A 24,488-nucleotide genomic window follows, 5' to 3' on the forward strand; every position below is an offset into this window, starting at 1 on the left:
TTAAATAAATTTAAGCGCTCACTTATTACCAAAATAGTTCACTATTACCCTTTAAAATTGCAAGGCCTTCTACAAAATAATAATCTCCATAAATAAGCGGGACATCTAAATTCTTGCCCTCCGGAAAATGACTAGTACCACTAAGAATCAAGCCATCCTGACTTGGATTATCCCAATCGCCATAGTTTTCGTACAATGATTTTAGAATGTTAATACCGGTAGTTTCATAGATTTTGGCTTCTGAAGTTGGGACCTGTTTAGCAATTAGTAGCAATCCACATGCAGCAATTGCTCCTGCAGAAGAATCACGGTACTTCGTAACCCCTTCTGGTATTCTAAAATCCCAATAGGGTACATAATCATCAGGTAAATTTGCAATAAAGAAATGAGCAACTTTTTTAGCTGCTTGTAAATACTTTTCCTCTTTTGTATTTTTATAGAGTAAAGACATTCCATAAATTGCCCAACCTGCACCTCTTGACCATGCTGATTCAGGAGCATACCCCTGGCCCCCGATTGCCTCAATCCTTTCACCACTTTCAGGGTCGAAACGAATGATATGATGGACAGCGCCATCCTCTTGAATAAAATGAGCTAATACGGTCTCACCGTGTCTTTTAGCTACATGACTAAATCTCGGATCACCTGTGACTTCGGTCGCCCAAAACAATAGTGATAAATTCATTAAGCAATCAATAATGGCCCAACCAGAATTATCCTCTCCTTCATACCAAGGATTCCATGCACGAATATAGTTTCCAGATGTATTAAAGCGCCCCATCAGCAAATTCGCGACTAGGAGCGCACGTCTTTTGGAATCCTCATTCCCAGTAATCTTAAATCCTGCCACACTTGTTAATGTCCAGATAAAACCCATATCGTGGTCGAGCTTATAATAATCTGTAATCACATTATCGAGTTTCTCTTCACACTTTTCAGCAATTTCTTTATACGACTCATCCTTATTATTTCTGTATAATAACCAAAGTAAGCCTGGCCAAAATCCTGCTGTCCACCAATGAGGTGCTTCTAATTGATAATCACCATTCACACATGCATGTGGAAAATTTGCACCAATTTTTTTACTTGTTCTATTTATCTTTTTATTCACCTTTATCCAAGCTTGTTCTACCCATTCTAAGTTGTTAGTCATACCAATCACCCTTTTTTTGTTTTTAAAAATCAGCCCTAATCTAAAAAAGTAAGATTTATGCTCTTTCCCCTCTATATTCATTGGGGGTAATTCCAACATAGTTTTTAAATACTTTAATGAAATAACTTTGGTTGTCATAACCAAGTCTTTCGCAAATCCGTCCGACTGGATCAATGGTTTGCTCTAGTAGTTCTTTCGCTCTATTAACCTTTGACTTAGTAACATATTCAACAAAGGTTTCTCCAATCTCTTTTTTAAACAATCGGCTAAAGTAACTGGGATTTAAGAATAGGTGTCCCGCAACTTCATCAAGACTAATTTTCTTTTCAATGTTAATAGATACGTATTTACATGCTTCAATGACTTCCTTACGTCGAGTATGAGAGGTAACCTCCCCAATGGCGAACAATAGCGAATCAAAATATTTAACTAACCACTCTTGCAATTCATAGACTGATTCAATACCCAGTACTTCTTCATGCAAAACCTCAACTGTATAAGTAGATCCAAAAAATTGTAATGCCTTTAATTTCACCTTAAGATCTAACAGTAACTTTAATACCCATTCCTTTACCACATCAGAAGAATACTCTTTATCCTGAAAAATCTCTATCCATTGATTTACTAAAGGGAGTACTTTCTTTAAATCCTTTTCCAAAATAAGATTTCTTATTTCAACTGACGCTACATCGTACCAAGAGTATAAACCTTCTGTAATATTTGGCTTAGCTTGTTTTTGTTGAATCTCGCCTCTCTTCATATAGAAGCGTTGATTTGGACTATTTAGCAAACTCTCACACGTAGTTTTGAAAGATCTTTGGCTTTCGATAACAGTTCCGATAATAAATGAGATTGAGATATTTAAAGTATGTAACACTTTTCTTTGAATTTTAAATAAAAACTCAGTTGCCATACTAACTGAGTCGGACTTTAAAGTCTTCCTATAAGGAAAGAATAGGAACGATTCTTTATCATGAAAAGTAAAATGTACTGCTTTGCTATCACTAAATTCTTTAAGCTCCTCCCCGATTACATTTTGAATAGAAAATAGTAAAGTTTCCTCTGATCCGTAGTTTTTCAATGCTGCCCGATAATCCTGAATAAAGCAAAGGGCCGGTATATACTTTGTATTTTTTATATCTAAACCTAGTGAATAAGCTTCTGTATACCACTCTTCACGGTTATAAATTGGTTGATGAATGGTCTTTCGAAGAAAGTCTTGTTTGATTGCTTCTTTATTTCGCTCAACAATATGCTCTATTTCAATCTCTTTTCGTTTTTTTAAGTCTTCAATGTCAAGATGTTCTTTGATCTTAAGGAGTAGGGAGATTAAGTCAACTGGATTTAGGGTATCTTTTAAGATGTAATCCTTAACATTAAGTCTAATGGCTTGTTGAGCGTAATCAAAATCACTATGACAGGTTAATACACATACCTGGATATTTTCTTTCATTTTTTTTACCTTTTCAATTAACTGAATACCATTCATTTTAGGCATACCAATATCAGTTATCAGAATATCAGGCATATCTGTCATTGCATACTGCAGCGCACTTGCTCCGTTTTCATGTGTACTTTGAAGTTCTAAACCAAGCTCTTCCCATTCTATGGTCTCAGACAACAACTCTAAAACAGGATAATCATCATCTACTAGCATCACTTTATACATTAGAACTGTTCCCTCCCCTAGAAATAAGCATAAGAATCTTCGTTCCCTTTCCTTCAACACTCGTTATTTTCATCGTAAAGGCCTCGCCAAATGTCATACGCATTCTTTCATATACATTCGATAAGCCTAGGCTTGAGAAACCTTTCTTATTCGAAACATTAACGATGTCCGTCTTAACAGTTAGCTGTTGGTTAACATATGATAAAGTTTCTTCGTCCATGCCTTGCCCATTATCTTCAACGTTAATAATAAAGTCATTTCCTCTAACATAGGCTTCAAGAGTAATAGTACCGGTACCTTGGTTTAAGCCATGAATAATTGAATTTTCAATAATAGGTTGTAAAATAAATCGTGGGAATTCTTCCATGTGAGCAGTAGGTGAAACGTTTACTACGAGCTCGACCTGTTCCTTTTGTCTCATATTCATTATTTTTACAAAGTCCTCGACGATTTCCACTTCATCCTTAAAAGGAATCATTCCTTTATCCTTATCTATCGTCATACGTAATAATTTGGATAAGGAGCTAATCATTTCAGCGCTCTCATAATCTCCTTTTCTCATAACTTTCATTCGAATTGAATTTAATACATTAAAAAGGAAATGGGGATTAATTTGGGCCTGTAACATAGCAAATTCTGCCTTACGCTTTCTGATTTGTGTTTCTGTAATCTCTCTAATCATTTCGTTAATTCGATCGAGCATAGAATCAAAAGAATGGGCAAGTCGCCCAATTTCATCCTTGGTCCTTATTTGGGAACGAACTTTTAAATTACCACTTTGTACTCTTTCTACAACATTTCCCAAGCGTACCAGTGGTTTCGTTATTGTTTGAAGTAGATATGTTAATAGTAGAATAAAAATAATAAATGAGATCACTTGTGCAATAAATACTTTATTAAAAATTGAATTTAATTTGGATATTGAATGATTATATTGGGCTATAGATACTAGTTCCCAACCATTATAAGGAATTTTATGATTACTATATAAATAGTCTTGATTTAAAATTTTAATAATGTTCGGGAAACTTTTCTCGCTAAGTTGGCTGATATACGGTGAAGCCTCTCCAATTCTACTGTTATCAGGATGTGATATGATTTGGTTTCCAGAATCCACCAACATCATTTCAGTTCCTCCAGGCATACTTTTAAAGGCTTGATTAATTTTATCCTCTAAGAGAGTCACAATGACATATCCATATATTTCAAAATTTGAATCTCGAAGAGTTCTTGCTACCGAAATTTGATATGGATGAAGTTTTTGATCGGATTTAAACACCGTTGGTTGGGAACCAATCCATATCGTCTCATACCCATACGAATCTTCTAATTCTTTAAACCATGATTCATTAAATAAATTTTCTGGATTATACTCCCATGTTGAGTAATTTGTATAATGTTTTCCGTTTTTTAGCAAAATCGTAACATATGATTTTTCACCCAATAATGTAATATTTTCGATTGTTTTTATAACCTTTGAATGTTCCATATAATCCTGGTAATCATCTTCTGGGACATATTCATTTATATTTTCTATCTTTGCATTTTCCTTTAGGATCATATTTATCTCAGAATCTAGTTGGACAAAATTCGCAGCGTAGAGCATGTCATCAAAAATTTTTGTTACATATTCTCCTGCAAGTTTAAGTTCCCGATTTGCATTTAGTATCGCCTGCTCTTTCAAGGCATCTTTTGTATAATAACTATAAAAATAAAGTGTTATTATAGTTGGTATTACAATACATATAACAGTTGTTAAAATAACTTTAAAACGAAAAGAACGGGGCGACAGCATTTGCTGTATCCGTTTCCACATAACATCAACCTCCTAGTTGAAGAAAGATGAGGGCAGAATCGGTTTTTACGCCCCTTACTATTATTCTATCAACAATTATTTATTATTGTCGATTATCTCCTGAGCTCGTTCTTGCGTTGCCTTAATTGTTGCTTCAATATCTTGATCGCCTAGTATCAGTTTTTCATACTCCTCATTAACTACTTTATATAGTTCAGATTGATATGAAACTGGTGGAATAATCTTAGATGACTTCGCGCTTTGTAATACTTTTACTAGTGAATCCCTATCTACCTTTTCTGGGTTAACAGTACCTGCAAGAATACCGTCAACTATTTCACCAAGCTCATCTTGGCTTACACCATTCCATGATGGAATATTTTTCCCTTGTACCATTTGCCCCTCAGAAGTATACCAACGTATAAATGTATATGCCTCTTCCTTATGCTCAGAATTTGCAGCTACTGACATAAAGTCAGTTGTTACAGGTGTATAACCGCCTTCATCTCCTGCATCGTTCTTAGGGTATGGAGCTACTGCTACATTAAATTCAAGTGGGAACTGCTCCGTTCCACCTAATTCAGTGTTCATCCAGCTTCCAATAACAATGGTACTAGAGTCTTGGTTAAAGAACTGATTTCGATAGTGTAGCTTTTGTGAAATAATATCTGTATATGGAACTGAAGACTTGTCTTCTTTCTCCATTTGAACACGCATTTCTAGTGTTTTACGGAAAAGTGGACTATCAAAGTTTGATGTGCCATCTGCTTTAACAAACTCAGTATTTTCTTCTTCACTTGCAAGTGCTAGTTTCATGAACTCCATCCAACCACCACCTTGAGGACCATGGAAATATGTTCCGTAATGATCATCAGTAGTTAGTTTTTTTGCATAATCCATGAACTCATCCCAAGTCCAATCTGTCGGAACTTCTAGACCTGCTTCATCTAAATGATCCTTATTTAATAGGACATACCAAGGATTAAACTTACCAGGTAGAGCATAATATTTTCCATCAATTGTAGTATCTACCTTGTATTCTTCGTTTAATTTATAGCCGTCTTTTTCAATAAACTCATCGATGGGGGCAACCATACCTAGTGCTACGCGCTGAGCATAACTAGCTGGATCACTAAACATCAATACATCAAGTTGTTCTCCAGAAGCAGCTGCTAAGTCTAGCTTTTGAAGCGATTCTTGTGTGTCACCTTTTTCACTCAAAATAACGAGGTCCACATCTATGTTAGGGTACTCCTCTTCAAAAGCGGCAATGGTTTCCTTCCAGTTATAGCTTTCTTCGTTACCATGAGTATGAAACTTAATGGTAACTGCTTCTTCCGTCTTTTTACTTGTGTCTTTTTCGTTAGATGAGCTTTCTTCCCCTCCACCACTACATCCAGCTAATACTCCAATTAGCAAGGATGATGCTAAAAGTGATAACCAAAATTTCTTTTTCATAAAACGTATCCCCCTTTTACTTTATTATCGCTCTCCATTTCTGAAAAGAAAGCCTTTACAAATCGAATTATAGCAAAGGCTTTACCACTTTAAATGGAAATAATTTTACTTATATTGCGAATAATTTTACATTTATACCAGCATCATCCCTTTACTCCACCCAATGCAATACCTTCAATTACCTGTTTTTGACCAATGATAAAGACGATGATTAATGGAAGAATTGCTGATACTGCAGCAGCCATTATTAGGGAGTAAAATTCACCATTGATTGTTGTAAACTTTTGCATAGCCAACTGTATTGTATATAAAGCATCCGTCCGTAAGAAGATTAATGGATTTTGGTAATCATTCCATGTCCATATAAATCGTAGAATCGCATATGTTGCAACAGCAGGCCTTACAATTGGTAGCGCAACTGACCAGAAAATCCTAAAATGACCTGCTCCGTCAATTTTAGCCGCTTCTATATACTCATTTGAAATAGTCATAAAGAATTGACGTAACATAAATGTCCCTAAGACGCTAAAACTTCCTAATAGAATAAGTCCTAAATGGCTATCAAATAAACCAATATTACGATAAAGAATAAATTGTGGAACTAAGCTAGCTTGAGGTGGAACCATATACGTTGCTAATACTATTAAAAATAACCATTTTCCGGCTGGAAACTTAACTTTTGAAAATCCATAAGCTGCAAAAGCTGATACTGCAGCAGAAACCACAGTTGTTAAAACAGCCACCTTTATTGAGTTCCAATAGTAGGTATAGAATGGATAATCACCAAACCAGACTTCCTTATAATTATTCAATCCATTCCACCGTTCAGGAATCCATTGTATCGGAAACTTAAATACATCCGCTTCAATTTTAAAAGAGGTGGATAGCATCCAAACAAAAGGTAACAAGAACATGATACTAGCCATGAATACAATAATTGTAATTATTACTTTCTTTATATCAATTTGCTTTTTCATAATATCCCCCCTAATAATTAACCCACTTCTTCTGTCCAATCCATTGGAATAACGTAATAACAAGCACGATAAAGAATAGAACAACAGCCATTGCTGACGATAAGCCTATATCAAGGTTAACAAAAGCAGTATCGTATAAGTGCCAAACTAGCATACTTGTCGAATGCATTGGCCCACCTTTAGTAAGTACAGCTATTAAATCAAAAACTTTAAAGGTAGAAATAATTCCAGTGATGAGTAAGAAGAAAGATGTTGGTGACACCATTGGAAATGTAATCGTTTTAAATTTAACCCATGCGTTTGCGCCATCCATATCGGCGGCTTCATATAATTCTTTTGGAATAGACTGAAGACCCGCAATGTAGATGATTAGATTAAATCCGACTGAAATCCAAATTTGAATTAACATGACTGAGATTAAGGCGAAGTCTGGATCGGCAATCCATTTTGGCGGATCCGTTACACCTAAAGCCATTAATGTCTGATTTATTGGTCCAGCAGATGGATGAAATAACACTTGCCAAACTACAGCGATTGCCACAACACTCGAGATATATGGCATAAAAAATGCAACTTTAAAATAGCTCTTCATATAAACGTTCTTATCAATGATTACAGCTAAGAATAATGAAAAAATCATACAAATTGGAACTGTTAATAAAAAGAGACCGTTGTTTAAAAGAGACTTTATAAATACTTTATCCCCAAAAATCTCCTTAAAGTTTTCAAACCCTATCCATTTCAACTGATCAATATTTTGGATAAACTTCCAATCTGCAAAACTGAGAATGAAAGTTGCAAAGATTGGTAGTAACACAAGTACTGAAACACCTATTAGCATAGGTGATACAAATAAAAAACCGGCTAAACTTTCATCTTTTTTAAATTTAGATTTTTTCTTATTTGAGAAAGTAACTTTTGAGGATGTCGTTACTTCTACCTTTGTACTCACTAAAACATCACCTCTCTTAGTAATATACAATTATTATAGGGAAGATAGATTCACAATACTTAACAGTATTTTGTGTAAAAATGCAAAATTTTTTACACATTTATTATTTCTTGAAATCAAAAAACACACTATAAATTCCACAATACTTATTGGGAAACAGTGTGTTTATTGTCTATTCAAAATTAAAGGGGTCATTCACCTTTAGGTGTAACGCTAGTAAATAGAGAGTATGAAAGATACATTAATGCAAAGCTTATACCACTTCCGAGAAAAAGAATACCCACACCCGGAAACAGTAAACCAAGAAAGACACATGTAACTACAGAAATGATCATAACAAAGGTCCGAAACGGAAATGATGCTCCAAGCAGTAGAGCAGACTTAAGATAATGAAAAATCGACCCTTCAAAATGAACGTATACAGGAAAAATATAAATTAGCACAACAGTTAATAGCATGGCACATATTATGAAGCAGCCCAACATGAAATAATAGAATGTACCTTGCATTGAATTAATTAACACCCAATCAATATACATAAGTGTAAACACAGTCATAAATAATAGCCATAAGAGATTTGCTTTTCTAAATTCCCTTTTATAAATAGACCAAAATGTTGAAAGTATTGAAAATTCACTTTCCCCTAAAATCCATTTCCGGACAATGGAAAACAGAGCTATAGTTGAAGGAGCAAAACCAAAAACAATGAATCCGACTAAGGTGAAAGCGACCCATAATACATTGACACATGCAAATTTTGTAATCCATTCACAAACTCGGAATAAACCTCCCATCAAACCACTTGTTTGCATCACGACCCCTCCCTTATGGAAATAATAGATGAAAAATCAGTACTCCAAATATTACTTTTTTTACTCTTTTAACAACAAAATTGACTTTTTAACTAAATAAAGCTTTCCATAGATATATAAATCATATTATCCAGTTAAATTCTGAGGGGTTGTCCTTATTTACAGAAGAATGCTGACACGTTAATGTCAGCATTTTTCCGTAAGCCTATGATAGGATTCTTTTTTCTCCTTCGAGTTCCTTGATTGGCGCAATATTCTGGGTAAACTCTAACGTACCGACGTATTCCCCATCCTCATCACGAACAGCGAAATATCGGATGTACACATATTTCCCTTTTGCTTGAATCCAGAAATCCTCGGTATCTTTTCTTCCCGCTTTAAAGTCATCTAGTAAATCTTCGACGACGTGAACACTTCTTGGTGGATGACAGTTTTGAACCGTTCTACCAATGACCGCCTTTGTTCTTGCAAAGATACGCTCTTTGCCTTTGGAGAAGTAACGCACAACATCATCCTTGTCTATAAACGTTATATCAACCGGTAAGTGGTTTAGAATTAATTCTAGTTGTTTAAGGGATAAAATCCCTGTTTCCATTTTAATAAATCCTTTTGTAGCGATGTCCTCTTCTTCTATAACACTTCTTTCAGGCTTCCAATCATCTGGAGAAATCAAACAAAAGCCGATTTCATCACTTTCATGAGCCATTTTTAACCATTCGTCCTCAGTTAAATTATTTAAGGACATTGGAAAAAGGATATTTTCCTCACGATATATCATTTCATCAATTTGATCGACAACAAAGTTGATCACCTCTACAACAGACTGTTTATCCCCGTCATAATCAGTAAGATTTTTTTTCGCATCTTTTATTGCATCAACAATAAAGTCGTCAATCTTCCACATCATATTTGTTGGCCCGTAAATTCCATACCTTTCTAAGTACGGGAATAGAAGTTGTTCTTTTCGTTCAAAATGCTTTCTGATATCCATCAGTAGATTACAATCACTGAGCAATGTAAATCTGTTATCATTATTATCATCTTCTTCAAAAGCGTCCAAATGCTTCTTAACTTTATCATTAATTAGCGTTTCAAGTGCTCTATTTTCAAGCTTAAACGTATACACAGGATGTCCAGGTTGTTCTTCTGGGCGACTGTTTATTGTATCTTCTATAAGATCCTTAAAGATTTCCCGATGCTTTAAACAAATCTCGGTAGCATCTTGTCCCTTGAGATTTTCTTCATTCACTAGCGCATGTTGGATTCTCGTCACTTCACCAATCGTTATATAGCCCACTTTATCTTTTAAATGGGATTTTACCTCGTCAACAGATTTACCATTATGTAAATCAAAAAAGCTTTGTTTAATAATAGCTTCTCTTTCCATATCACTGATTTTATGTTGCTCTCGATTATTAATTAGTTCACTCACAGTAATTTCTCCTTTCAAAATGCTGTGTAATTCATCTGTTATGATGAAAATAGCATAGATTCGGGAAAAACTTTGTGATGCGCATCACATCAAAAAAAGAAAGACTCACATAAGTGAGCCTCACGGTTTCGGATATTGATACTCTAATTCATCTTTATCTGCATTGTAATCGACGATAAGATTATGTCCATTAAAGAACCAAATATCGTCCTCTTCTACATAAAATTCAATGTCATTCACTTTTTGACTTGTATGTACTTGGATAGGTTCATCGTGAGTGGAAAAGGCGAGTGAGTACTTTTCTTGTACGGGACTACTTCCGTAAAACATTGGATAGAATCGTACAGAATCCCCTTCTTTTACACTTATATCCTCTTTAAACCACTTTACAGCTGCTTCACTTATTGTCATTTCCATGTGTATGAAACCTCCATTTGCGTCCTTCTGATATTTTGTACAGAAATATAGACTTTATTACTTAATAGTACTAAAGTTTACCTCTATACAAAAGCAACTAATATGTGAAAGTTTTTTCAAACTGTGATACGACTACAAAAAAGTGCACGCAGTCGATACTGACTACGTGCACTTACTTTTCACTTATAGTAGGACAAAGGTGATTGTAGCACCAATAATGATTACTACACTCACGATTTTCCCATAAAGGGGTACTTTGTCATTTTTGTTTTGGTTGACCTTCTGTTCCTGATCCTCGACTACCTTTCGATACTCTGGACTACAGCAACCCATTTAAGCCACCCGGTTATAATTCGAAATATCTACTTCAAGTGGTAGGTTTGCCGCACGAGCTTTCCGTGCTTGACGGAAGAATAATACAAGTAGGACTACCGTTCCTGCAAAACCACCGTACCAAGAGATATCCATTGGTAAGCGGAAACCGATTTGTGCATTTAGGATATACGTGATAACCATCGTTAGCATAAATGTTCCTGGAATAAGTGAAATCCAGTAGTTCTTTCTTGCAATGTACAGATACATTGCTCCTACGAATAAAGCTATAACGGCTGTAGCTTGGTTCGCCCAGCTAAAGTATCTCCAAAGGATGTTAAAGTCAATCTGTGTCAGAACAACTGAGATTGCGAATAATGGAATGGCAATCCATAGACGACTAGAAATTTTCTTCTGAGCTAAGTTAATATATTCTGCAATAATCATACGTGCACTACGGAATGCAGTATCACCAGAAGTGATTGGTAGTACAATAACCCCTAGTACTGCTAACGTTCCACCAATTGCTCCAAGCATTAGTGTTGAAACTTCACTAACAATTGCTCCAGGTCCACCAGCTGCAAGAAGTTCTTGTAAGCCACCATAACCATCAAATAAGCTCATTGCTGCAGCAGCCCAGATCATTGCGATAATACCTTCAGCAATCATCATACCGTAGAAAATTTTGCGACCTTGACTTTCTTTTTGAGTAGTACGTGAAATGATTGGTGTTTGTGTTGCATGGAATCCAGATAGAGCACCACAAGTGATAGTAAAGAATAATAAAGGGAAGATTGGTGCATTATCAGGATGGAAATTTGATAATGACAACTCTGGAATTGGCGCACCTTTTACTACTAGTCCAATACCAATACCAACTGCACTAATTAATAGGATTGCTCCAAACCAAGGATAAAGACGACCAATGATTTTATCTACTGGTAATAAAGTAGCCAAAATATAATAGATAAAGATTGCAGCAATAAGAATCCCTAACGCAACTTTTCCATCTAGTAATAGATTCAGAAGACTTGCTGGTGTTGAAACGAAAACAGTACCAACTAGTAATAATAATAGAACAGCAAATGCGTTAACTACGTGCTTCATCGCTTTACCTAAGAATTTGGTTGCAAGCTCTGGTAAGTGAGCACCTTTGTTACGAATCGAGATCATCCCAGTTAAATAGTCATGAACCGCTCCTGCAAAAATACAGCCAACAACGATCCAAATAAACGCAACTGGTCCGTAAAGCGCTCCCATAATTGGTCCGAATACTGGTCCAGTTCCTGCAATATTTAGTAACTGAATTAATGAATTCTTCTTCGTACTCATTGGAATATAGTCCACACCGTCTGCATTTACATAAGCTGGTGTAGTACGCTCTTCCTTTACACCAAATACTTTTTCCACGTATTTTCCATACGTAAAGTATCCAATGATTAACAAGGCAATACTCGCTAAAAATGTAATCATATCATTTCCCCCTTATTCCCTTTATTTAATAGAATGAATGCGTTTACAAACATTATAGTATGTTAATTGAAGAATAGGAGATTTTGAGATTAAAAGGTAGAAATTTGACAATAACGTGTCAGATTCGTGAACTAAAGTGCACAACTCCCTTTTAGATTTCTAATTTAGCTCGTAATGCCTTCACATAATTTCGGCTGACCGAAAGTTGTTCTTTTCGACCTTCAATTTCTAACTGATAGGCACCATTAAACCACGGTGTGAGACGATTAACATATTTTAAATTAACTAGGAAGCTCTTATGAATTCGGAAAAAGCCAAATGACTCTAGTCTGCTTTCCAAATCCTTAAGTTGTGTTTTCGAGTCGAATTCTCCGACTCTTGTAATTAGCTTCGTTATCTTCTCATCTCTCACAATATACAAAATATCTTTGGGTTCTAGGTAAATAATCTCACCGCCCAAATCAATAGCCAGTTTACCAGTTTGTTTTCCCTTTTCCTTCTCTTCTGGTGTGTGGAAATGCTTTTCGATTCGATTTACCGTTTCTTCTAATTGTTCCTCATCAAATGGTTTTAATAAATAATCAATGGCATTATAACGAAATGCTTCCACTGCAAATTCAGGGTAGGCAGTTGCAAACACAATAAGTGGTGGCTTTTTCAAATCCATTAGAGCCTTTGCTGCTTCCATCCCGTTCGTCCTAGGCATCTCTACGTCCAAAAATACAACATCTGGTTGGAGTTGAATCGCCTTTAATATTGCAGCTTCCCCTGAATCTGCTTCCCCGACTATTTGAATGGCTGGATATGTCTCTAATAAGTGTGACAATTCATCACGACTATATAATTCATCATCAACTATGAGTGTTTTTATTTTTGTTTCCATATTAAATAGCCTCCTTTAGTGGGATTGAAAATGCAATTTCAGTTCCTTTATTTACTTCACTTTTAATGACCAATGCGCAACTATCACCAAACAGCATCGTGAGCCTTCGATTAACATTGTATAAAGCAACACCGCTTCCCGTTTCCGATTTTATCGGGGTGAGGCAAATTTCATTTGCTCGTTCTTTACTCATCCCCATTCCATTGTCCTCTACCTTCACATAAACACAGTCAAGACCTTTTTGAATGGTAATGAATACATGGAAATCGCCATCCTGATTCTTCATTCCATGCTTAACCGCATTTTCAACAATCGGTTGGAGTGTTAACGGAGGAATCTGTTGGTATAGTGCAGCTTCTTCAACCTGATAATGTACCTTCAGTTTGTCAACAAACCTAGTTTCTTCTATTTCTAAATAGGCTTTAACCTGTCGCAATTCTTGTTCCAATGTTGTTACATTTTGTGTTGTCACAGTTAGATTTTGACGTAAAAAATGTGATAACGAAACGAGGAGTTTCCTAGCTTTTGTAGGATCTCTTCTTACTAAAGAAAGAATCGTATTAAGTGTATTAAAAAGAAAATGTGGACTTATTTGAGCCTGAAGCACTTTGATTTCTGCTTCCTTTGCAAGTTGAAATGCCTTGTCAGCTTCTGCAATCTCAAGCTGATTACTTAAGAGTGAACTCAAACCTGAAATAAGTTCAGTGACAACAGATGTGATTTCCTTTTCTGAACGAAAGTAGAATTTTAAAGTTCCAATTATTTCATCTCTGCGTTTCAACGGGGCTATCACGACCGCACCAAGTGGACAGTCCTCATTTCGACATTGAATACTCTCCTTGTTTGCGATAACAATTTTCCCGTTATGGATTACTTCCTGTGTAATTTGCGTTTGAATTGGCATTTGAGAACGATGATGTTCATCTCCAAGACCTACATGTGCTAGAATTTCATTTTTATTTGTCATGGCAACAGCTGTTGCTTGTATTTCATCTTGAATAATATTGCAGACTGCTTGTGCCGTTTCACGATTCAGACCATTTCGTAAATAAGCAAGCGTCTTGTCTGCTATTCGAAGTGTTTTTTGAGCTTGGACAGCACCCACACGTTCACCTTCGTTAATCACACTTTTAATAATCATAAGGAAGACAGCGCATCCAAGTCCGTTCGCAACAATCATGGGAATCCCAATGATTTCTACTAAAGCCCACGCTTTTTCAAATGGACGTGAGAACAGTAGGATAACTAACATTTGTAAGGCTTCTGCAGAGGCAGCAATTATAAATGCAGTACTTAACTTCACATGTTTATTTTTCTTATAAAAATAACCGGAAACCAAGCCGGCAATGATAGAGGCAAAACCACAGGAGAATGCAGTAAATCCACCTAAGGTGAAACGGTGTACTCCAGCAATCAAGCCTGCACCCAAACCTACCTTGTAGCCTCCAAGTAGTCCAGCTAGAACAACACCTATAACCCGTGAATTAGCCAATGCCTCATCTGAAGTAAGCGCCGATGCCCACCGATCAAATTGAAGACTTTCCGTATTAAGACTGAGACCCGTATACGTACCAATAATGCCGAAAAAGCCAAAGAAAACAATAGAGACTAGCTTTTGCCATCGATTTAACTCATCCTGGTACATCATTCCTCTAAAAAACTTCAATCTTGTCAAAATAAATGCGATCGCAACAATAATCCCTAATCGCTCCAGCATCGTAATCAAAAGTACAAACATCGCATATGCTCCTTTTTGTACAAAAGTGGTTGGGACAAAGGGACAGGTCCCCTGTCCCAAATCACCTGAGGTGAATTTGAACTAAACCTGCCCTTCTATCCCTCTTATTTTAATTGGGAGACCGCTTTGCGCTGATTCTAGGGCACTAACTGTAACTATTTGTGTTCGATAGGCATCTTGATAGTTCGAAAGAATTCTAGAAGTATCACCTGTGCGAACTGCGTGAAGGAATGCTTCATTTTCTATGAGATAAGGATTCTCAGAACGAAATACTTTTTCTACTTTACTAGTGGGTTCACTAATGGTTACTTGACCTGGTTGCCAAGTAACCATTCCCTGGTCTGTAAAATAGTTCATGTTAACCTGGGATACCCCTTCTGGAAGAATACACGTATTTGAGAGTTGAGCAACTACACCACTTTCCAGTTTCATAGTTACAGATCCAATGTCATGTACGGTAACTTGATCAAACTTCTCCTTCATCACTCGATTCCCAAACGCTGCATATACCTCTTCAACTTCTCCGGCAATATACCGCACTAAATCTACGATATGAGTTGTTTGCTCAATGAATTGACCACCGGACCCTTCTTGTTTTCTCCACCACGGTACTTGGGGCATACTTCCCATCCAAGAACCTGAAACGAGACCAATCGTATGATTCTCCATCTCTTCTTTTAACCGTTGAACAGATTGGCTGTATCTGAAGTGATATCCGACTGATGTAATCAATGACTTTTTCTTCACTTCATCTACTATGGATTTTGGTGTTTGTACATCGACACCGAGTGGTTTTTCGACCATGAAAGGGATACCCCGTTCGATTAGTTGTTGCTCGATTTCACCATGTGCAAAAGGAGGTACACATATATACACCGCATCTAGTTTTTCCTTATCAAGCATCTCAGTTAACTGACCGTAACTCTTAGCACCATAATCCTTTGCCATTAACTCAGCTTTTTCTACACTGCTTCCACAAATGGCTTGGACTTGTACTCCATCCATTTTTGACAACATATCTGCATGCTTCTTACTAAACCATCCTGTTCCTATTACCCCTACTTTTAATGGCATTTGGCTTCTCCTCCAATTTACGGGTTATTTTTTGAGAATAGAATATCCAAAGTTTATGTTAGCGCTTAATTTTTTTTTATTATCTATAATTGTACTAGATAAAACCACTTTGTTGTGTCTTTTTTTGATTAACTTGGTGTTGTATTTCTTTTTATGAATACTCGTTAGGTTCACCTATTATTTAATACTCATAGCCAAATAGTCTATATTCTAGTTAAATCCTCTATTTTTATTTTAAAAGTTGAAACATACAATGGAATCAAATAGGAAATTTCTTTGAAAAGAGGGAGAAGATGAGAAAGATACCGGTGGCTGTTCAGATGTTTACATTGCGTGAGGAGTGCGAGAAAGATTTCTTTAGGACGTTAAAAAAAGTAGCTGACTTGGGGTTTGATGGTGTAGAACTTGCCGGCTATGGTGGACATTCTGTATTAGAAGTCAAGGAAATGCTAGATAAGCTTGGTCTACAAGTAGCAGGTAATCATGTACCATTACAAGAATTGCAAACTAACTTAACGAAGGTTATCGAAGAACAGAAGTTACTTAACAATCAGTATCTTGTTTGCCCCTTTTTATTACCAGACCGACGTACTGAAGAAGATTATAAAAAGCTTGTTCCTTTTTTAAACGTGGCGGGGGAAATTTGCAAACGAGAAGGGATTACGCTTTGCTACCACAACCATGACTTTGAACTAGAAACCCTATCTGATGGAAGAACTGCTTTAGATACTATATATATGGACACGAATCCTGAATATGTAAAAGCAGAGTTTGATGTATATTGGTTAACTAAAGCATCCGAGAACCCAGTTGATTGGTTAAGACGCTATAAGGACCGCACTCCATTAGTTCATTTGAAAGATATGACAGTAGATGAAGAAAAATTCTTTGCTGAACTCGGTACTGGTGGCGTCAATCTAGAAGCCATTTTAAAGCGCGGGGAAGAAAACGAAGTCAATTGGTGGGTCATTGAACAGGATGTATGCAGACGTGACCCTTTAGAAAGTATTGAAAGAAGTATTCGCTATTTAAAAAATACGGTAGCTAGTTAATTAGCATTTTACGAATGGAACCCAAGATTGGCGCATACAACCAACTTGGGTTCTCCTTTTTAAGCTTCTAATCGTCGATAAACCCCTGGTGGAACCCCATATTTCTTTTTAAAGACTTTGTGAAAATATGGATAACTCCCAAAGCCGCATTCCTCCGCAATTTGTTCGAGTTTCATAGTTGTATATTTCATTCGCTCAATCGCTGTATTCAATCGAATCTCTTGTACATATTCAATCATTGTTTTTCCAACACTTTCTTTAAAAAGATGAACAGATCTCGAGAGGCTTAGTTGAACATGGTCCGCAACGTCTTCTACCTTAATTGCGGTTGTTGCATGTTCTTCAATATAACGCATCATCCTTGTCACCTTATATGGATACGGATAGGTTGGAACAATTTCATCCATTGTTTCCTCTAAGGTTAGACAGAGAGACCTTAACAAGTAATCAATTAGTTCATGATTTTGATTGGTTTGTGGCCGTCGTTTTGCGACAATCACCTGATTCCACAATGAAAGGAGTTTTCCGTCGAGATCGATATGGTAGATGCTTTCCTTTTCAGTACGTTTCCACCACTCATCTATCCAATCTCCTTGACAGGCAATATGGTAATCTCCACTCTTATTACCCTCTTCTACTAAAATCTCATATTGATCACCAGGTTTTAGGAATAATAAATCCCCTTTTTCAAGTCGGAGGTTTTGACCTTTTACAACGACCTCGCAACTCCCTTCAGTTTGAAGCCGGATTAAGTACGCAGGAAACCCTTCTTTATGTACAGATCGATACCCCTTTGTGTGAAACGAATATCCACAAAAGAAAATGTTTGTCTTCATAACATTCTCCTTTTCTCAAAAAGTAGCAAAATAGTATATGTTTTTATAATATCATCTATATTTATTCAATACTACATACGATACGATGTATTCAAATAGCTAATGTCCTAAGGAGTGAATTGATTTGGGAAAACTTAAAGTTGCAGTGATTGGTTGTGGAAGTATTGCTAAGTTTCGTCATTTACCTGAATATAAAGCCAATCAACATGTAGACATCGTAGCCGTTTGTGATATCAATGAAGAACGCGTGAAAGAAACCGCTGAAAAATATGGTGCTAAACCCTACACAAACTATGAGGATCTATTAAAGGAAGTTCACGTTGATATTGTAAGCGTTTGTACACCAAACTATCTTCACGCTCCCATCTCCATTGCAGCATCGAATGCTGGGGCACATGTTCTTTGTGAAAAGCCAATGGCCACTTCTTACGAAGAAGCAAAAGCAATGATTGTTGCAGCAAAGGATAACGGAAAAAAACTTATGATTGCTCATAATCAGCGTTTTGTTGCCTCACATAAAAAAGCGCGTCAACTTATCGAATCCGGTGAGCTCGGAAAAATCCTAAGCTTCCGTACGGCTTTCGGTCATGGTGGTCCTGAACGGTGGAGTATCGACGGTAAAGATAGCTGGTTTTTCGAAAAGGAAAAAGCATTTGTAGGTGCAATGGGCGACCTTGGTGTTCATAAAACTGATTTACTTCGATATATTTTAGGAGAAGAGTTCGTTGAAGTTGGCGCGTTTGTGGAAAACAATGCAAAGGACTTCTCTTCTATAGATGACAATGCCGTTTGCATTTTAAAGTCAGAAAGCGGCATTGTAGGTACACTTGCGGCAAGCTGGGGCTACAAAAAAGAAGATAATTCAACAATTATCTATGGAGAAAAAGGCGTTATGCGATTAGAAGATGATCCTACCTTCTCTATGATTGTTCAATACGCAACTGGTGAAATTGCCAAGTATGAACTTGGAAAAATTCAATCAAACGATGAAGGTGGACAAAATACGTCCCATGTGATTAATCAGTTTGTTGAATCCGTTCTTGAAGATAAAATGCCACCAGTTCCTGGAGAAGAAGGAATGAAGTCGTTACAAGTGATTTTGGCAGCACTTCAATCAAGCGAGACAAAACAGATTGTGAGAGTTTTAGACTAATAGGGTCACTACTTCGTTTGTTGTGGCTACTTTCAAACATGAGAAATCTGAGGTGACAGACAATGAAAAAGCTTCGCATCGGAATGATTGGGGCAGGTGGTATAGCACAAGCTCGCCACCTACCCGCTTTTCAAAAATTAAATGACCTTGTTGAGATACACGCAATCTGTGATGTGAATCTCGACCGTGCAAAAGAGGTTGCAAGCACCTATCAAATTCCAGTTGTAAGTAACGATTATCTGGATATTTTTTCTGAAGTTGATGCTGTTTGTATCTGCACACCAAATAAGTTTCATGCTGAAATTGCAATTGCTGCACTAGAGTCAGGCTTACATGTGTTTTGTGAAAAACCCATGGCACTTACTGCTAAGGAATGCGAGGCAATGATCAACGCAAGTAAAAAGCAAGAAAAGGTCCTTGCCATCGCCTACCATTATCGATTTAAACGAGAGGCTCAGGCAGCTAAAAAGAGTATGAGTGAAGTAGGGACTCCCTTAGTCGTTCGCGTTAGAGCACTTCGCCAGCGTAAAGTTCCGAGCTGGGGTGTTTTTACAAACAAAGAGCTACAGGGTGGCGGTAGTCTAATTGACTGGGGTTGTCATTTTCTTGATTTAGCTCTTTGGTTAATCGGAAACCCAACCGAAACCGATGTTACAGGATCTATCTATAACAAGTTAAGTAAAATGCCAAACCAAGTTAATGAATGGGGAGCTTTTAATCACGAGACATTTGAGGTTGATGACCATGTATCAGCCTTTATCAAATTTGAAAACGGTACATCTATGCTTTTCGAAACATCTTGGGCTGCCAATATTAAAAAGGATGAGGAGCATCTGAGCATTTCTGGTGTTGAGGGTGGCTTAAATGTATTCCCGTTTGAACTATACACCACTAAGGACGGAATGCTGTTAAACAGTGTACCTCCTTGGCTACCGGGTGAGGAGCAACCTGATATACCACAGGCTCGCAACTTTATTGAAGCTTGCTTAGGACGCTCAGAGTTAGTACTTAAGCCTGAAGAAGCACTTCAAGTTTCAAGAATCATTGACAAAATCTATGAAAATGGGGGAAGTTTATCATGAAGTTAGGTGTATTCACCGTCTTATTTGCTGAAAAATCGTTTGAAGAAATGCTTGATACAGTAAAAGCAGCTGGCCTTCATGCAGTAGAAATTGGGACTGGTGGTTATCCAGGAAACAAACACTGTGACCTCGACCTATTAATAGAAAATGAAGAAGCACGGAACGAGTATTTAAAAAAGGTACATGATCGTGATCTCATCATCAGTGCCTTTAGTTGTCACGGCAATCCTATTTCTCCAGATGATAACTTTGCGAGAGAATGTCACGATACGCTTTTAAAAACAATAAAACTAGCATCACTACTAAATGTTCCTGTCGTGAACTGCTTTTCTGGTACAGCTGGAGACCATGAGGGTGCCAAATATCCAAACTGGCCAGTCACCGCATGGCCGAATGAATACAATGATGTGTTAAAATGGCAATGGGAAGAAAAGCTCATTCCTTATTGGAAGGAAGTTGGGCAATTTGCCCAAGATCATAACGTAAAAATTGGCCTGGAGCTTCACGGTGGCTTTTTGGTACATACACCATATACCCTGTTAAAACTACGCAAGGAAACATGTGATGCTATCGGAGCTAACCTAGACCCAAGTCACTTATGGTGGCAAGGGATTGATCCAGTCGCAGCGATTAAGATTCTTGCTAAAGAAAATGCGATTCATCATTTCCATGCTAAGGACACTTATATTGACCAAGATAATGTTAATATGTATGGGTTAACCGACATGCAGCCTTATGGTGAAGTGCAAACTCGCGCATGGACATTCCGTTCTGTTGGCTGTGGACACAGTTTACAAGAATGGTCTGATATGATGAGTGCACTCCGCACGTATGGGTATGACTATGTAGTTAGCATCGAACACGAAGACCCAATTATGTCCATCGACGAAGGATTCTCTCGTGCGGTAACAAACCTCAAATCAGTGTTAATTGAACAACCCGTTTCTCAAATGTGGTGGGTTTAATCAATAATTGTATACACCCAAAAAAGGCATGCAATATGCCTTTTTTTTGTTCTCTCAAAGCTTTAATATTCCTTCTCTTGGGGAAACATGGAAGGCTCTCGCTAAATCAAAGAGTTGTTGATCTGTTATTGTTTGTTTTTTCCCACCTTGTGCACAAACAATTGTGTACACTTCAGCAGCCTTTTCAGCTGTTTCAATCAGGCCAAATACTTCATCCATTGTCGTTCCAGCCCCGAATACTCCATGATGTGGCCAAAGCACAAGTCGGGTTTCCTTCATTTTCGTTGCTGTTGCTTCACCAATTGCATTCGTACCCGGAATTATCCAAGGTACTACCCCTACACCATCCGGGAAAACAACGATACATTCGGTACACATTTCCCATAAGGTTTTTGTAAAGTCCTCTTCTTGTAAACTATGGGTAAATGTCATGGCTAAAAGATGGGTTGCATGACAGTGCATGATAACCCGATGATTAGGATCGACAGTTAGCCGCTGAATATGATTCATTAAATGTGTAGGAAGTTCACTAGTGGCCACTCCCCCACTTTCAAATCCCCACAGGATATCATAGCTTCCACCATCTTCTGCGATTCGAATGATACCTATGTTCTCAGCGGGATCTCTTTTCACATTTTTAAAATACTTTCCTGAACCGGTTACGATAAAATACTTCCCTGCTAGTGGAGTTGCATCAAAGTTCATTGGAACCGTGCGCAAAACATGGTCAACATTCATGAATGGGAGTAGCTCATATTCGTGCAGTAAATAACTTATATTTCCTCCGTTACGCTCATCCCAACCCAAACGATATAGATTCGTGGTTGTTTCTATCATTTCTTGAAAAAATGGTGCGTTATATAATGAATTCTGATTAACGATTATACTCATTTGAAATCGCCTCTTTAATTGGATTAGTTTATCTTCTACACCTTAATCATAATCCAAAAACAAAAATAAAACAACACAAACACAGAAATATATTTCTGTTAGTTTTTGTTATCGTCACATTTCATACATAAACCCATAAAAAAAGACCAAAACTGGTCTTTGAATGATTCTTTATTTGGCGATTTCTATTTTAATATCCATTTCTTTCAGCTCTTTTGTCGTGATTTCATCTACATTTTCATCTGTAATGACTGCATCAATTGCATGTATCGGGCTAATATGGGAAAAGGCTTGAGTTCCAAATTTACTAGAGTCTACCATTAAAAAAGTCTCATCCGCGATATCCATCATTTGTTTTTTCAACAAAGCTTGTGATTCGATAGAATCACTTAAACCTCTAACAAGATGTACACCCTTACAGGATAGAAATGCTTTGTTAACGTGATACATGCTTATTGATCGTTCAGCAAGTGGTCCTACATACGAAAGGGATTGAGATAATAATGCCCCACCTGTTGAGATTACTTTTATCTGTTCTTTTCTACTAAGTTCGAGTGCAACCTTTATCGAGTTGGTCACGACTGTTAACGGAATGTCGGGTAATTCTTTTGCGACATACCAAGCTGTTGTACTGGCGTCTAATAAAATTTGGTCACCTTCATGAATGAAATTCACCGCAAGTCGAGCAATTGCCTTCTTTTCAGCTGCGTTTGTAATTTCTCTTTCTGCATACGATGTTTCTACATTATCTTTCTCCATCCGAACGGCGCCGCCATGGCTTCTCATTAGTAGATTTTCTTTTTCTAGCTTTTCAAGATCACGACGGATTGTCTCTTCTGTTACAGAAAAGATTTTACTGAGTTCTGTAACACGGATACTTGTCCGTTCATTAACTAGGTCAACAATTTTTTTATGTCTTTCGGCAACAAGCATATGGTTTCTCCTCCTAAGGCAAGGCATGACTACTTTTATATATGTTTATTTATGTTTATTTCCATCTTATTTCCTCTACTACTATACCATATTCTTGTAAAAAACAGACATCCTATTAGAAAAAAAGCAGACTTGATTTGGAAGTTTTCCTTTAATCAAGTCTGCCAAAAATTATCGTTTTGTTAATACTTCTTTTTCATATGTCTTTACTTCATCTAACCAAGCTTCTCTTACAGGAACACCCATTACTTCACAATAGTAATCCCAAATTGCGCCAAACGGATACGTTTTGAATTCTTCCATGATAGCTAATCTGTCAGTGAAGTTTCCTTCTTCTTGAAGTTGTTTTAAGTATTCATTCGGTGAAAGCATTGCATATAATAGAGCTTTAACCATATTACGTGTTCCAATTGTCCACGCTGCAACACGGTTAATACTTGCATCAAAGAAATCAAGTCCAATAATAACACGGTCAAGAGCATCATTACGAACAATCTCAAACGCGATTTCTTTTAACTCGTCGTCTAAAATGACAACGTGATCACTATCCCAACGAACTGGACGCGATACATGAAGCGCCACTTTTTCGCTAAATAGGAGCATAGAAGAAAGTTTATTTGAAACAGTTTCAGTTGGATGGTAGTGACCTGTATCTAGTAAACATAGTTTATCGTTTTTCATTGCATAATTCAGATAGAATTCATGCGAGCCAACAACATAAGACTCTGAACCAATTCCGAATACTTTACTTTCCACTGCATCAAGATTGTATTTCTCATCTGTTTCAACTGCAAATATTTTATCTAATGATTCTTTCAATCTTCTTCTTGGAGTTAAACGGTCACTAGGAATATCCTTATAACCATCTGGAATCCAAATATTTGTTAGCGCTGGAGTGCCAAGCTCTTTTCCGAAGTATTCGCCAATCTTACGGCTGACAATACAATGATTAATCCAGAATTCACGAATTTCTTCATCTGGGTGCGCTAGAGTTAGACCATCAGCTGCTTTTGGATGAGAGAAAAGAGTTGGATTGAAATCCAGACCTAATCCCTGCTCCTTCGCCCAGTTTACCCAGTTCTCAAAATGCTTTGGTTCTAATTGATCACGTTCTACTACTTCACCATTCGTTTCAGCATAGATGGCATGTAGATTGATACGATGCTTTCCAGGAATTAAAGATAGAGCTTTTTCAATATCGCTTCTTAATTCTTCAGGGTTTGTTGCTTTCCCAGGATAGTTTCCTGTTACATCGATTCCACCAGATAGTTCATGTTGGTTGACTTCAAAACCTGCAATATCATCACCTTGCCAGCAATGAATGGAGATTGGTACGTTTTTTAGTTGTTCAATGACTGCATCAACATCAACGCCCCATTTCGCATAAGCTTGTTTCGCATTTTCATAATTTTTTTTGACAGACATGTTTCT

The 24,488-nt window shown here is 37.0% G+C and carries 22 protein-coding genes; 4 read left to right on the plus strand and 18 right to left on the minus strand.

Annotated features, from left to right (window positions below; genetic code table 11):
• Positions 1 to 25: 25 nt before the first annotated feature.
• The 14 genes from CZ490_RS13255 to CZ490_RS13315 all read right to left on the minus strand — a co-directional run bounded on the left by CZ490_RS13255 (position 26) and on the right by CZ490_RS13315 (position 16,145).
• Positions 26 to 1,153 (minus strand): glycoside hydrolase family 88 protein, encoded by a 1,128-nt coding sequence (locus CZ490_RS13255; protein ID WP_077621060.1) that lies wholly within the window; start codon positions 1,151 to 1,153, stop codon positions 26 to 28.
• A gap of 55 nt (positions 1,154 to 1,208) precedes the next feature.
• Positions 1,209 to 2,822, minus strand: a complete 1,614-nt coding sequence (locus CZ490_RS13260) for a response regulator transcription factor (protein WP_077619330.1) — start codon at positions 2,820 to 2,822, stop codon at positions 1,209 to 1,211.
• Entirely contained in the window at positions 2,815 to 4,638 is a 1,824-nt protein-coding gene (locus CZ490_RS13265) for a sensor histidine kinase (RefSeq protein ID WP_077619331.1), read from the minus strand. Before CZ490_RS13265 ends, CZ490_RS13260 begins: the two co-directional genes overlap by 8 nt.
• Positions 4,639 to 4,713: 75 nt before the next feature.
• Positions 4,714 to 6,075 carry an ABC transporter substrate-binding protein gene (locus tag CZ490_RS13270; protein WP_077619332.1) on the minus strand — a complete coding sequence of 454 codons (1,362 nt, stop codon included), beginning with the start codon at positions 6,073 to 6,075 and terminating at the stop codon, positions 4,714 to 4,716.
• A 143-nt stretch (positions 6,076 to 6,218) separates the two neighbouring features.
• The gene (locus tag CZ490_RS13275) at positions 6,219 to 7,052 is read right to left on the minus strand and encodes a carbohydrate ABC transporter permease (RefSeq protein WP_077619333.1); all 834 of its coding nucleotides are present in this window, start codon (positions 7,050 to 7,052) and stop codon (positions 6,219 to 6,221) included.
• A gap of 10 nt (positions 7,053 to 7,062) precedes the next feature.
• On the minus strand, positions 7,063 to 8,004 hold the full coding sequence (locus CZ490_RS13280) for a carbohydrate ABC transporter permease (protein ID WP_234987233.1): 942 nt from the start codon (positions 8,002 to 8,004) through the stop codon (positions 7,063 to 7,065).
• Positions 8,005 to 8,195: 191 nt separating this feature from the next.
• Positions 8,196 to 8,816 (minus strand): YesL family protein, encoded by a 621-nt coding sequence (locus CZ490_RS13285; RefSeq protein WP_077619334.1) that lies wholly within the window; start codon positions 8,814 to 8,816, stop codon positions 8,196 to 8,198.
• Positions 8,817 to 9,021: 205 nt separating this feature from the next.
• The gene (locus CZ490_RS13290; protein WP_077619335.1) at positions 9,022 to 10,248 is read right to left on the minus strand and encodes a DUF438 domain-containing protein; all 1,227 of its coding nucleotides are present in this window, start codon (positions 10,246 to 10,248) and stop codon (positions 9,022 to 9,024) included.
• A gap of 120 nt (positions 10,249 to 10,368) precedes the next feature.
• On the minus strand, positions 10,369 to 10,665 hold the full coding sequence (locus CZ490_RS13295) for a HesB/YadR/YfhF family protein (protein WP_077619336.1): 297 nt from the start codon (positions 10,663 to 10,665) through the stop codon (positions 10,369 to 10,371).
• A 183-nt stretch (positions 10,666 to 10,848) separates the two neighbouring features.
• Positions 10,849 to 10,998 (minus strand): hypothetical protein, encoded by a 150-nt coding sequence (locus CZ490_RS22520; protein WP_200801583.1) that lies wholly within the window; start codon positions 10,996 to 10,998, stop codon positions 10,849 to 10,851.
• Positions 10,999 to 12,450, minus strand: coding sequence for a carbon starvation CstA family protein (locus tag CZ490_RS13300; protein ID WP_077619337.1), 1,452 nt, complete (start codon positions 12,448 to 12,450; stop codon positions 10,999 to 11,001).
• 151 nt (positions 12,451 to 12,601) lie between these two features.
• Complete coding sequence (locus CZ490_RS13305; RefSeq protein WP_077619338.1) at positions 12,602 to 13,333, minus strand: LytR/AlgR family response regulator transcription factor; 732 nt, start codon at positions 13,331 to 13,333, stop codon at positions 12,602 to 12,604.
• A 1-nt stretch (position 13,334) separates the two neighbouring features.
• Positions 13,335 to 15,071, minus strand: a complete 1,737-nt coding sequence (locus CZ490_RS13310; protein WP_077619339.1) for a sensor histidine kinase — start codon at positions 15,069 to 15,071, stop codon at positions 13,335 to 13,337.
• 81 nt (positions 15,072 to 15,152) lie between these two features.
• Positions 15,153 to 16,145, minus strand: coding sequence for a Gfo/Idh/MocA family protein (locus CZ490_RS13315; protein WP_077619340.1), 993 nt, complete (start codon positions 16,143 to 16,145; stop codon positions 15,153 to 15,155).
• A 293-nt stretch (positions 16,146 to 16,438) separates the two neighbouring features.
• On the opposite strand from CZ490_RS13315, the gene CZ490_RS13320 reads away from it, so the two are divergent.
• A complete protein-coding gene (locus CZ490_RS13320; RefSeq protein WP_077619341.1) occupies positions 16,439 to 17,197 on the plus strand; it encodes a sugar phosphate isomerase/epimerase family protein in 759 nt (252 codons plus the stop codon).
• A gap of 59 nt (positions 17,198 to 17,256) precedes the next feature.
• Here the strand turns inward: CZ490_RS13320 and CZ490_RS13325 are convergent, their stop codons facing one another.
• On the minus strand, positions 17,257 to 18,033 hold the full coding sequence (locus CZ490_RS13325; protein ID WP_077619342.1) for an AraC family transcriptional regulator: 777 nt from the start codon (positions 18,031 to 18,033) through the stop codon (positions 17,257 to 17,259).
• A 124-nt stretch (positions 18,034 to 18,157) separates the two neighbouring features.
• Between CZ490_RS13325 and CZ490_RS13330 the strand changes: the two genes are divergently transcribed.
• The 3 genes from CZ490_RS13330 to CZ490_RS13340 all read left to right on the plus strand — a co-directional run bounded on the left by CZ490_RS13330 (position 18,158) and on the right by CZ490_RS13340 (position 21,233).
• Positions 18,158 to 19,186, plus strand: a complete 1,029-nt coding sequence (locus CZ490_RS13330; RefSeq protein WP_077619343.1) for a Gfo/Idh/MocA family protein — start codon at positions 18,158 to 18,160, stop codon at positions 19,184 to 19,186.
• 62 nt (positions 19,187 to 19,248) lie between these two features.
• Positions 19,249 to 20,268, plus strand: a complete 1,020-nt coding sequence (locus CZ490_RS13335; protein WP_077619344.1) for a Gfo/Idh/MocA family protein — start codon at positions 19,249 to 19,251, stop codon at positions 20,266 to 20,268.
• Complete coding sequence (locus CZ490_RS13340) at positions 20,265 to 21,233, plus strand: sugar phosphate isomerase/epimerase family protein (protein WP_077619345.1); 969 nt, start codon at positions 20,265 to 20,267, stop codon at positions 21,231 to 21,233. The genes CZ490_RS13335 and CZ490_RS13340 overlap by 4 nt, the downstream gene beginning before the upstream one ends.
• Positions 21,234 to 21,287: 54 nt before the next feature.
• Here the strand turns inward: CZ490_RS13340 and rhaD are convergent, their stop codons facing one another.
• The 3 genes from rhaD to rhaA form a co-directional block, all read right to left on the minus strand.
• Positions 21,288 to 22,124, minus strand: a complete 837-nt coding sequence (rhaD, locus tag CZ490_RS13345) for a rhamnulose-1-phosphate aldolase (protein WP_077619346.1) — start codon at positions 22,122 to 22,124, stop codon at positions 21,288 to 21,290.
• A gap of 171 nt (positions 22,125 to 22,295) precedes the next feature.
• On the minus strand, positions 22,296 to 23,057 hold the full coding sequence (locus CZ490_RS13350) for a DeoR/GlpR family DNA-binding transcription regulator (RefSeq protein ID WP_077619347.1): 762 nt from the start codon (positions 23,055 to 23,057) through the stop codon (positions 22,296 to 22,298).
• Positions 23,058 to 23,228: 171 nt separating this feature from the next.
• The gene (gene rhaA, locus CZ490_RS13355) at positions 23,229 to 24,482 is read right to left on the minus strand and encodes an L-rhamnose isomerase (RefSeq protein ID WP_077619348.1); all 1,254 of its coding nucleotides are present in this window, start codon (positions 24,480 to 24,482) and stop codon (positions 23,229 to 23,231) included.
• Positions 24,483 to 24,488: the final 6 nt, after the last annotated feature.

The organism is Litchfieldia sinesaloumensis (assembly GCF_900156865.1).
GTDB lineage: Bacteria > Bacillota > Bacilli > Bacillales > Bacillaceae_L > Ferdinandcohnia > Ferdinandcohnia sinesaloumensis.

What these genes read in the sequence shown, in the direction of transcription:
- CZ490_RS13255 (WP_077621060.1), bottom strand. Translation starts at nt 1,153, where the DNA reads ATGACTAACAACTTAGAATGGGTAGAACAAGCTTGGATAAAGGTGAAT.
- CZ490_RS13260 (WP_077619330.1), bottom strand. Translation starts at nt 2,822, where the DNA reads ATGTATAAAGTGATGCTAGTAGATGATGATTATCCTGTTTTAGAGTTG.
- CZ490_RS13265 (WP_077619331.1), bottom strand. Translation starts at nt 4,638, where the DNA reads ATGTGGAAACGGATACAGCAAATGCTGTCGCCCCGTTCTTTTCGTTTT.
- CZ490_RS13270 (WP_077619332.1), bottom strand. Translation starts at nt 6,075, where the DNA reads ATGAAAAAGAAATTTTGGTTATCACTTTTAGCATCATCCTTGCTAATT.
- CZ490_RS13275 (WP_077619333.1), bottom strand. Translation starts at nt 7,052, where the DNA reads ATGAAAAAGCAAATTGATATAAAGAAAGTAATAATTACAATTATTGTA.
- CZ490_RS13285 (WP_077619334.1), bottom strand. Translation starts at nt 8,816, where the DNA reads ATGCAAACAAGTGGTTTGATGGGAGGTTTATTCCGAGTTTGTGAATGG.
- CZ490_RS13295 (WP_077619336.1), bottom strand. Translation starts at nt 10,665, where the DNA reads ATGGAAATGACAATAAGTGAAGCAGCTGTAAAGTGGTTTAAAGAGGAT.
- CZ490_RS22520 (WP_200801583.1), bottom strand. Translation starts at nt 10,998, where the DNA reads ATGGGTTGCTGTAGTCCAGAGTATCGAAAGGTAGTCGAGGATCAGGAA.
- CZ490_RS13300 (WP_077619337.1), bottom strand. Translation starts at nt 12,450, where the DNA reads ATGATTACATTTTTAGCGAGTATTGCCTTGTTAATCATTGGATACTTT.
- CZ490_RS13305 (WP_077619338.1), bottom strand. Translation starts at nt 13,333, where the DNA reads ATGGAAACAAAAATAAAAACACTCATAGTTGATGATGAATTATATAGT.
- CZ490_RS13310 (WP_077619339.1), bottom strand. Translation starts at nt 15,071, where the DNA reads ATGTTTGTACTTTTGATTACGATGCTGGAGCGATTAGGGATTATTGTT.
- CZ490_RS13315 (WP_077619340.1), bottom strand. Translation starts at nt 16,145, where the DNA reads ATGCCATTAAAAGTAGGGGTAATAGGAACAGGATGGTTTAGTAAGAAG.
- CZ490_RS13320 (WP_077619341.1), top strand. Translation starts at nt 16,439, where the DNA reads ATGAGAAAGATACCGGTGGCTGTTCAGATGTTTACATTGCGTGAGGAG.
- CZ490_RS13325 (WP_077619342.1), bottom strand. Translation starts at nt 18,033, where the DNA reads ATGAAGACAAACATTTTCTTTTGTGGATATTCGTTTCACACAAAGGGG.
- CZ490_RS13335 (WP_077619344.1), top strand. Translation starts at nt 19,249, where the DNA reads ATGAAAAAGCTTCGCATCGGAATGATTGGGGCAGGTGGTATAGCACAA.
- CZ490_RS13340 (WP_077619345.1), top strand. Translation starts at nt 20,265, where the DNA reads ATGAAGTTAGGTGTATTCACCGTCTTATTTGCTGAAAAATCGTTTGAA.
- rhaD (WP_077619346.1), bottom strand. Translation starts at nt 22,124, where the DNA reads ATGAGTATAATCGTTAATCAGAATTCATTATATAACGCACCATTTTTT.
- CZ490_RS13350 (WP_077619347.1), bottom strand. Translation starts at nt 23,057, where the DNA reads ATGCTTGTTGCCGAAAGACATAAAAAAATTGTTGACCTAGTTAATGAA.
- rhaA (WP_077619348.1), bottom strand. Translation starts at nt 24,482, where the DNA reads ATGTCTGTCAAAAAAAATTATGAAAATGCGAAACAAGCTTATGCGAAA.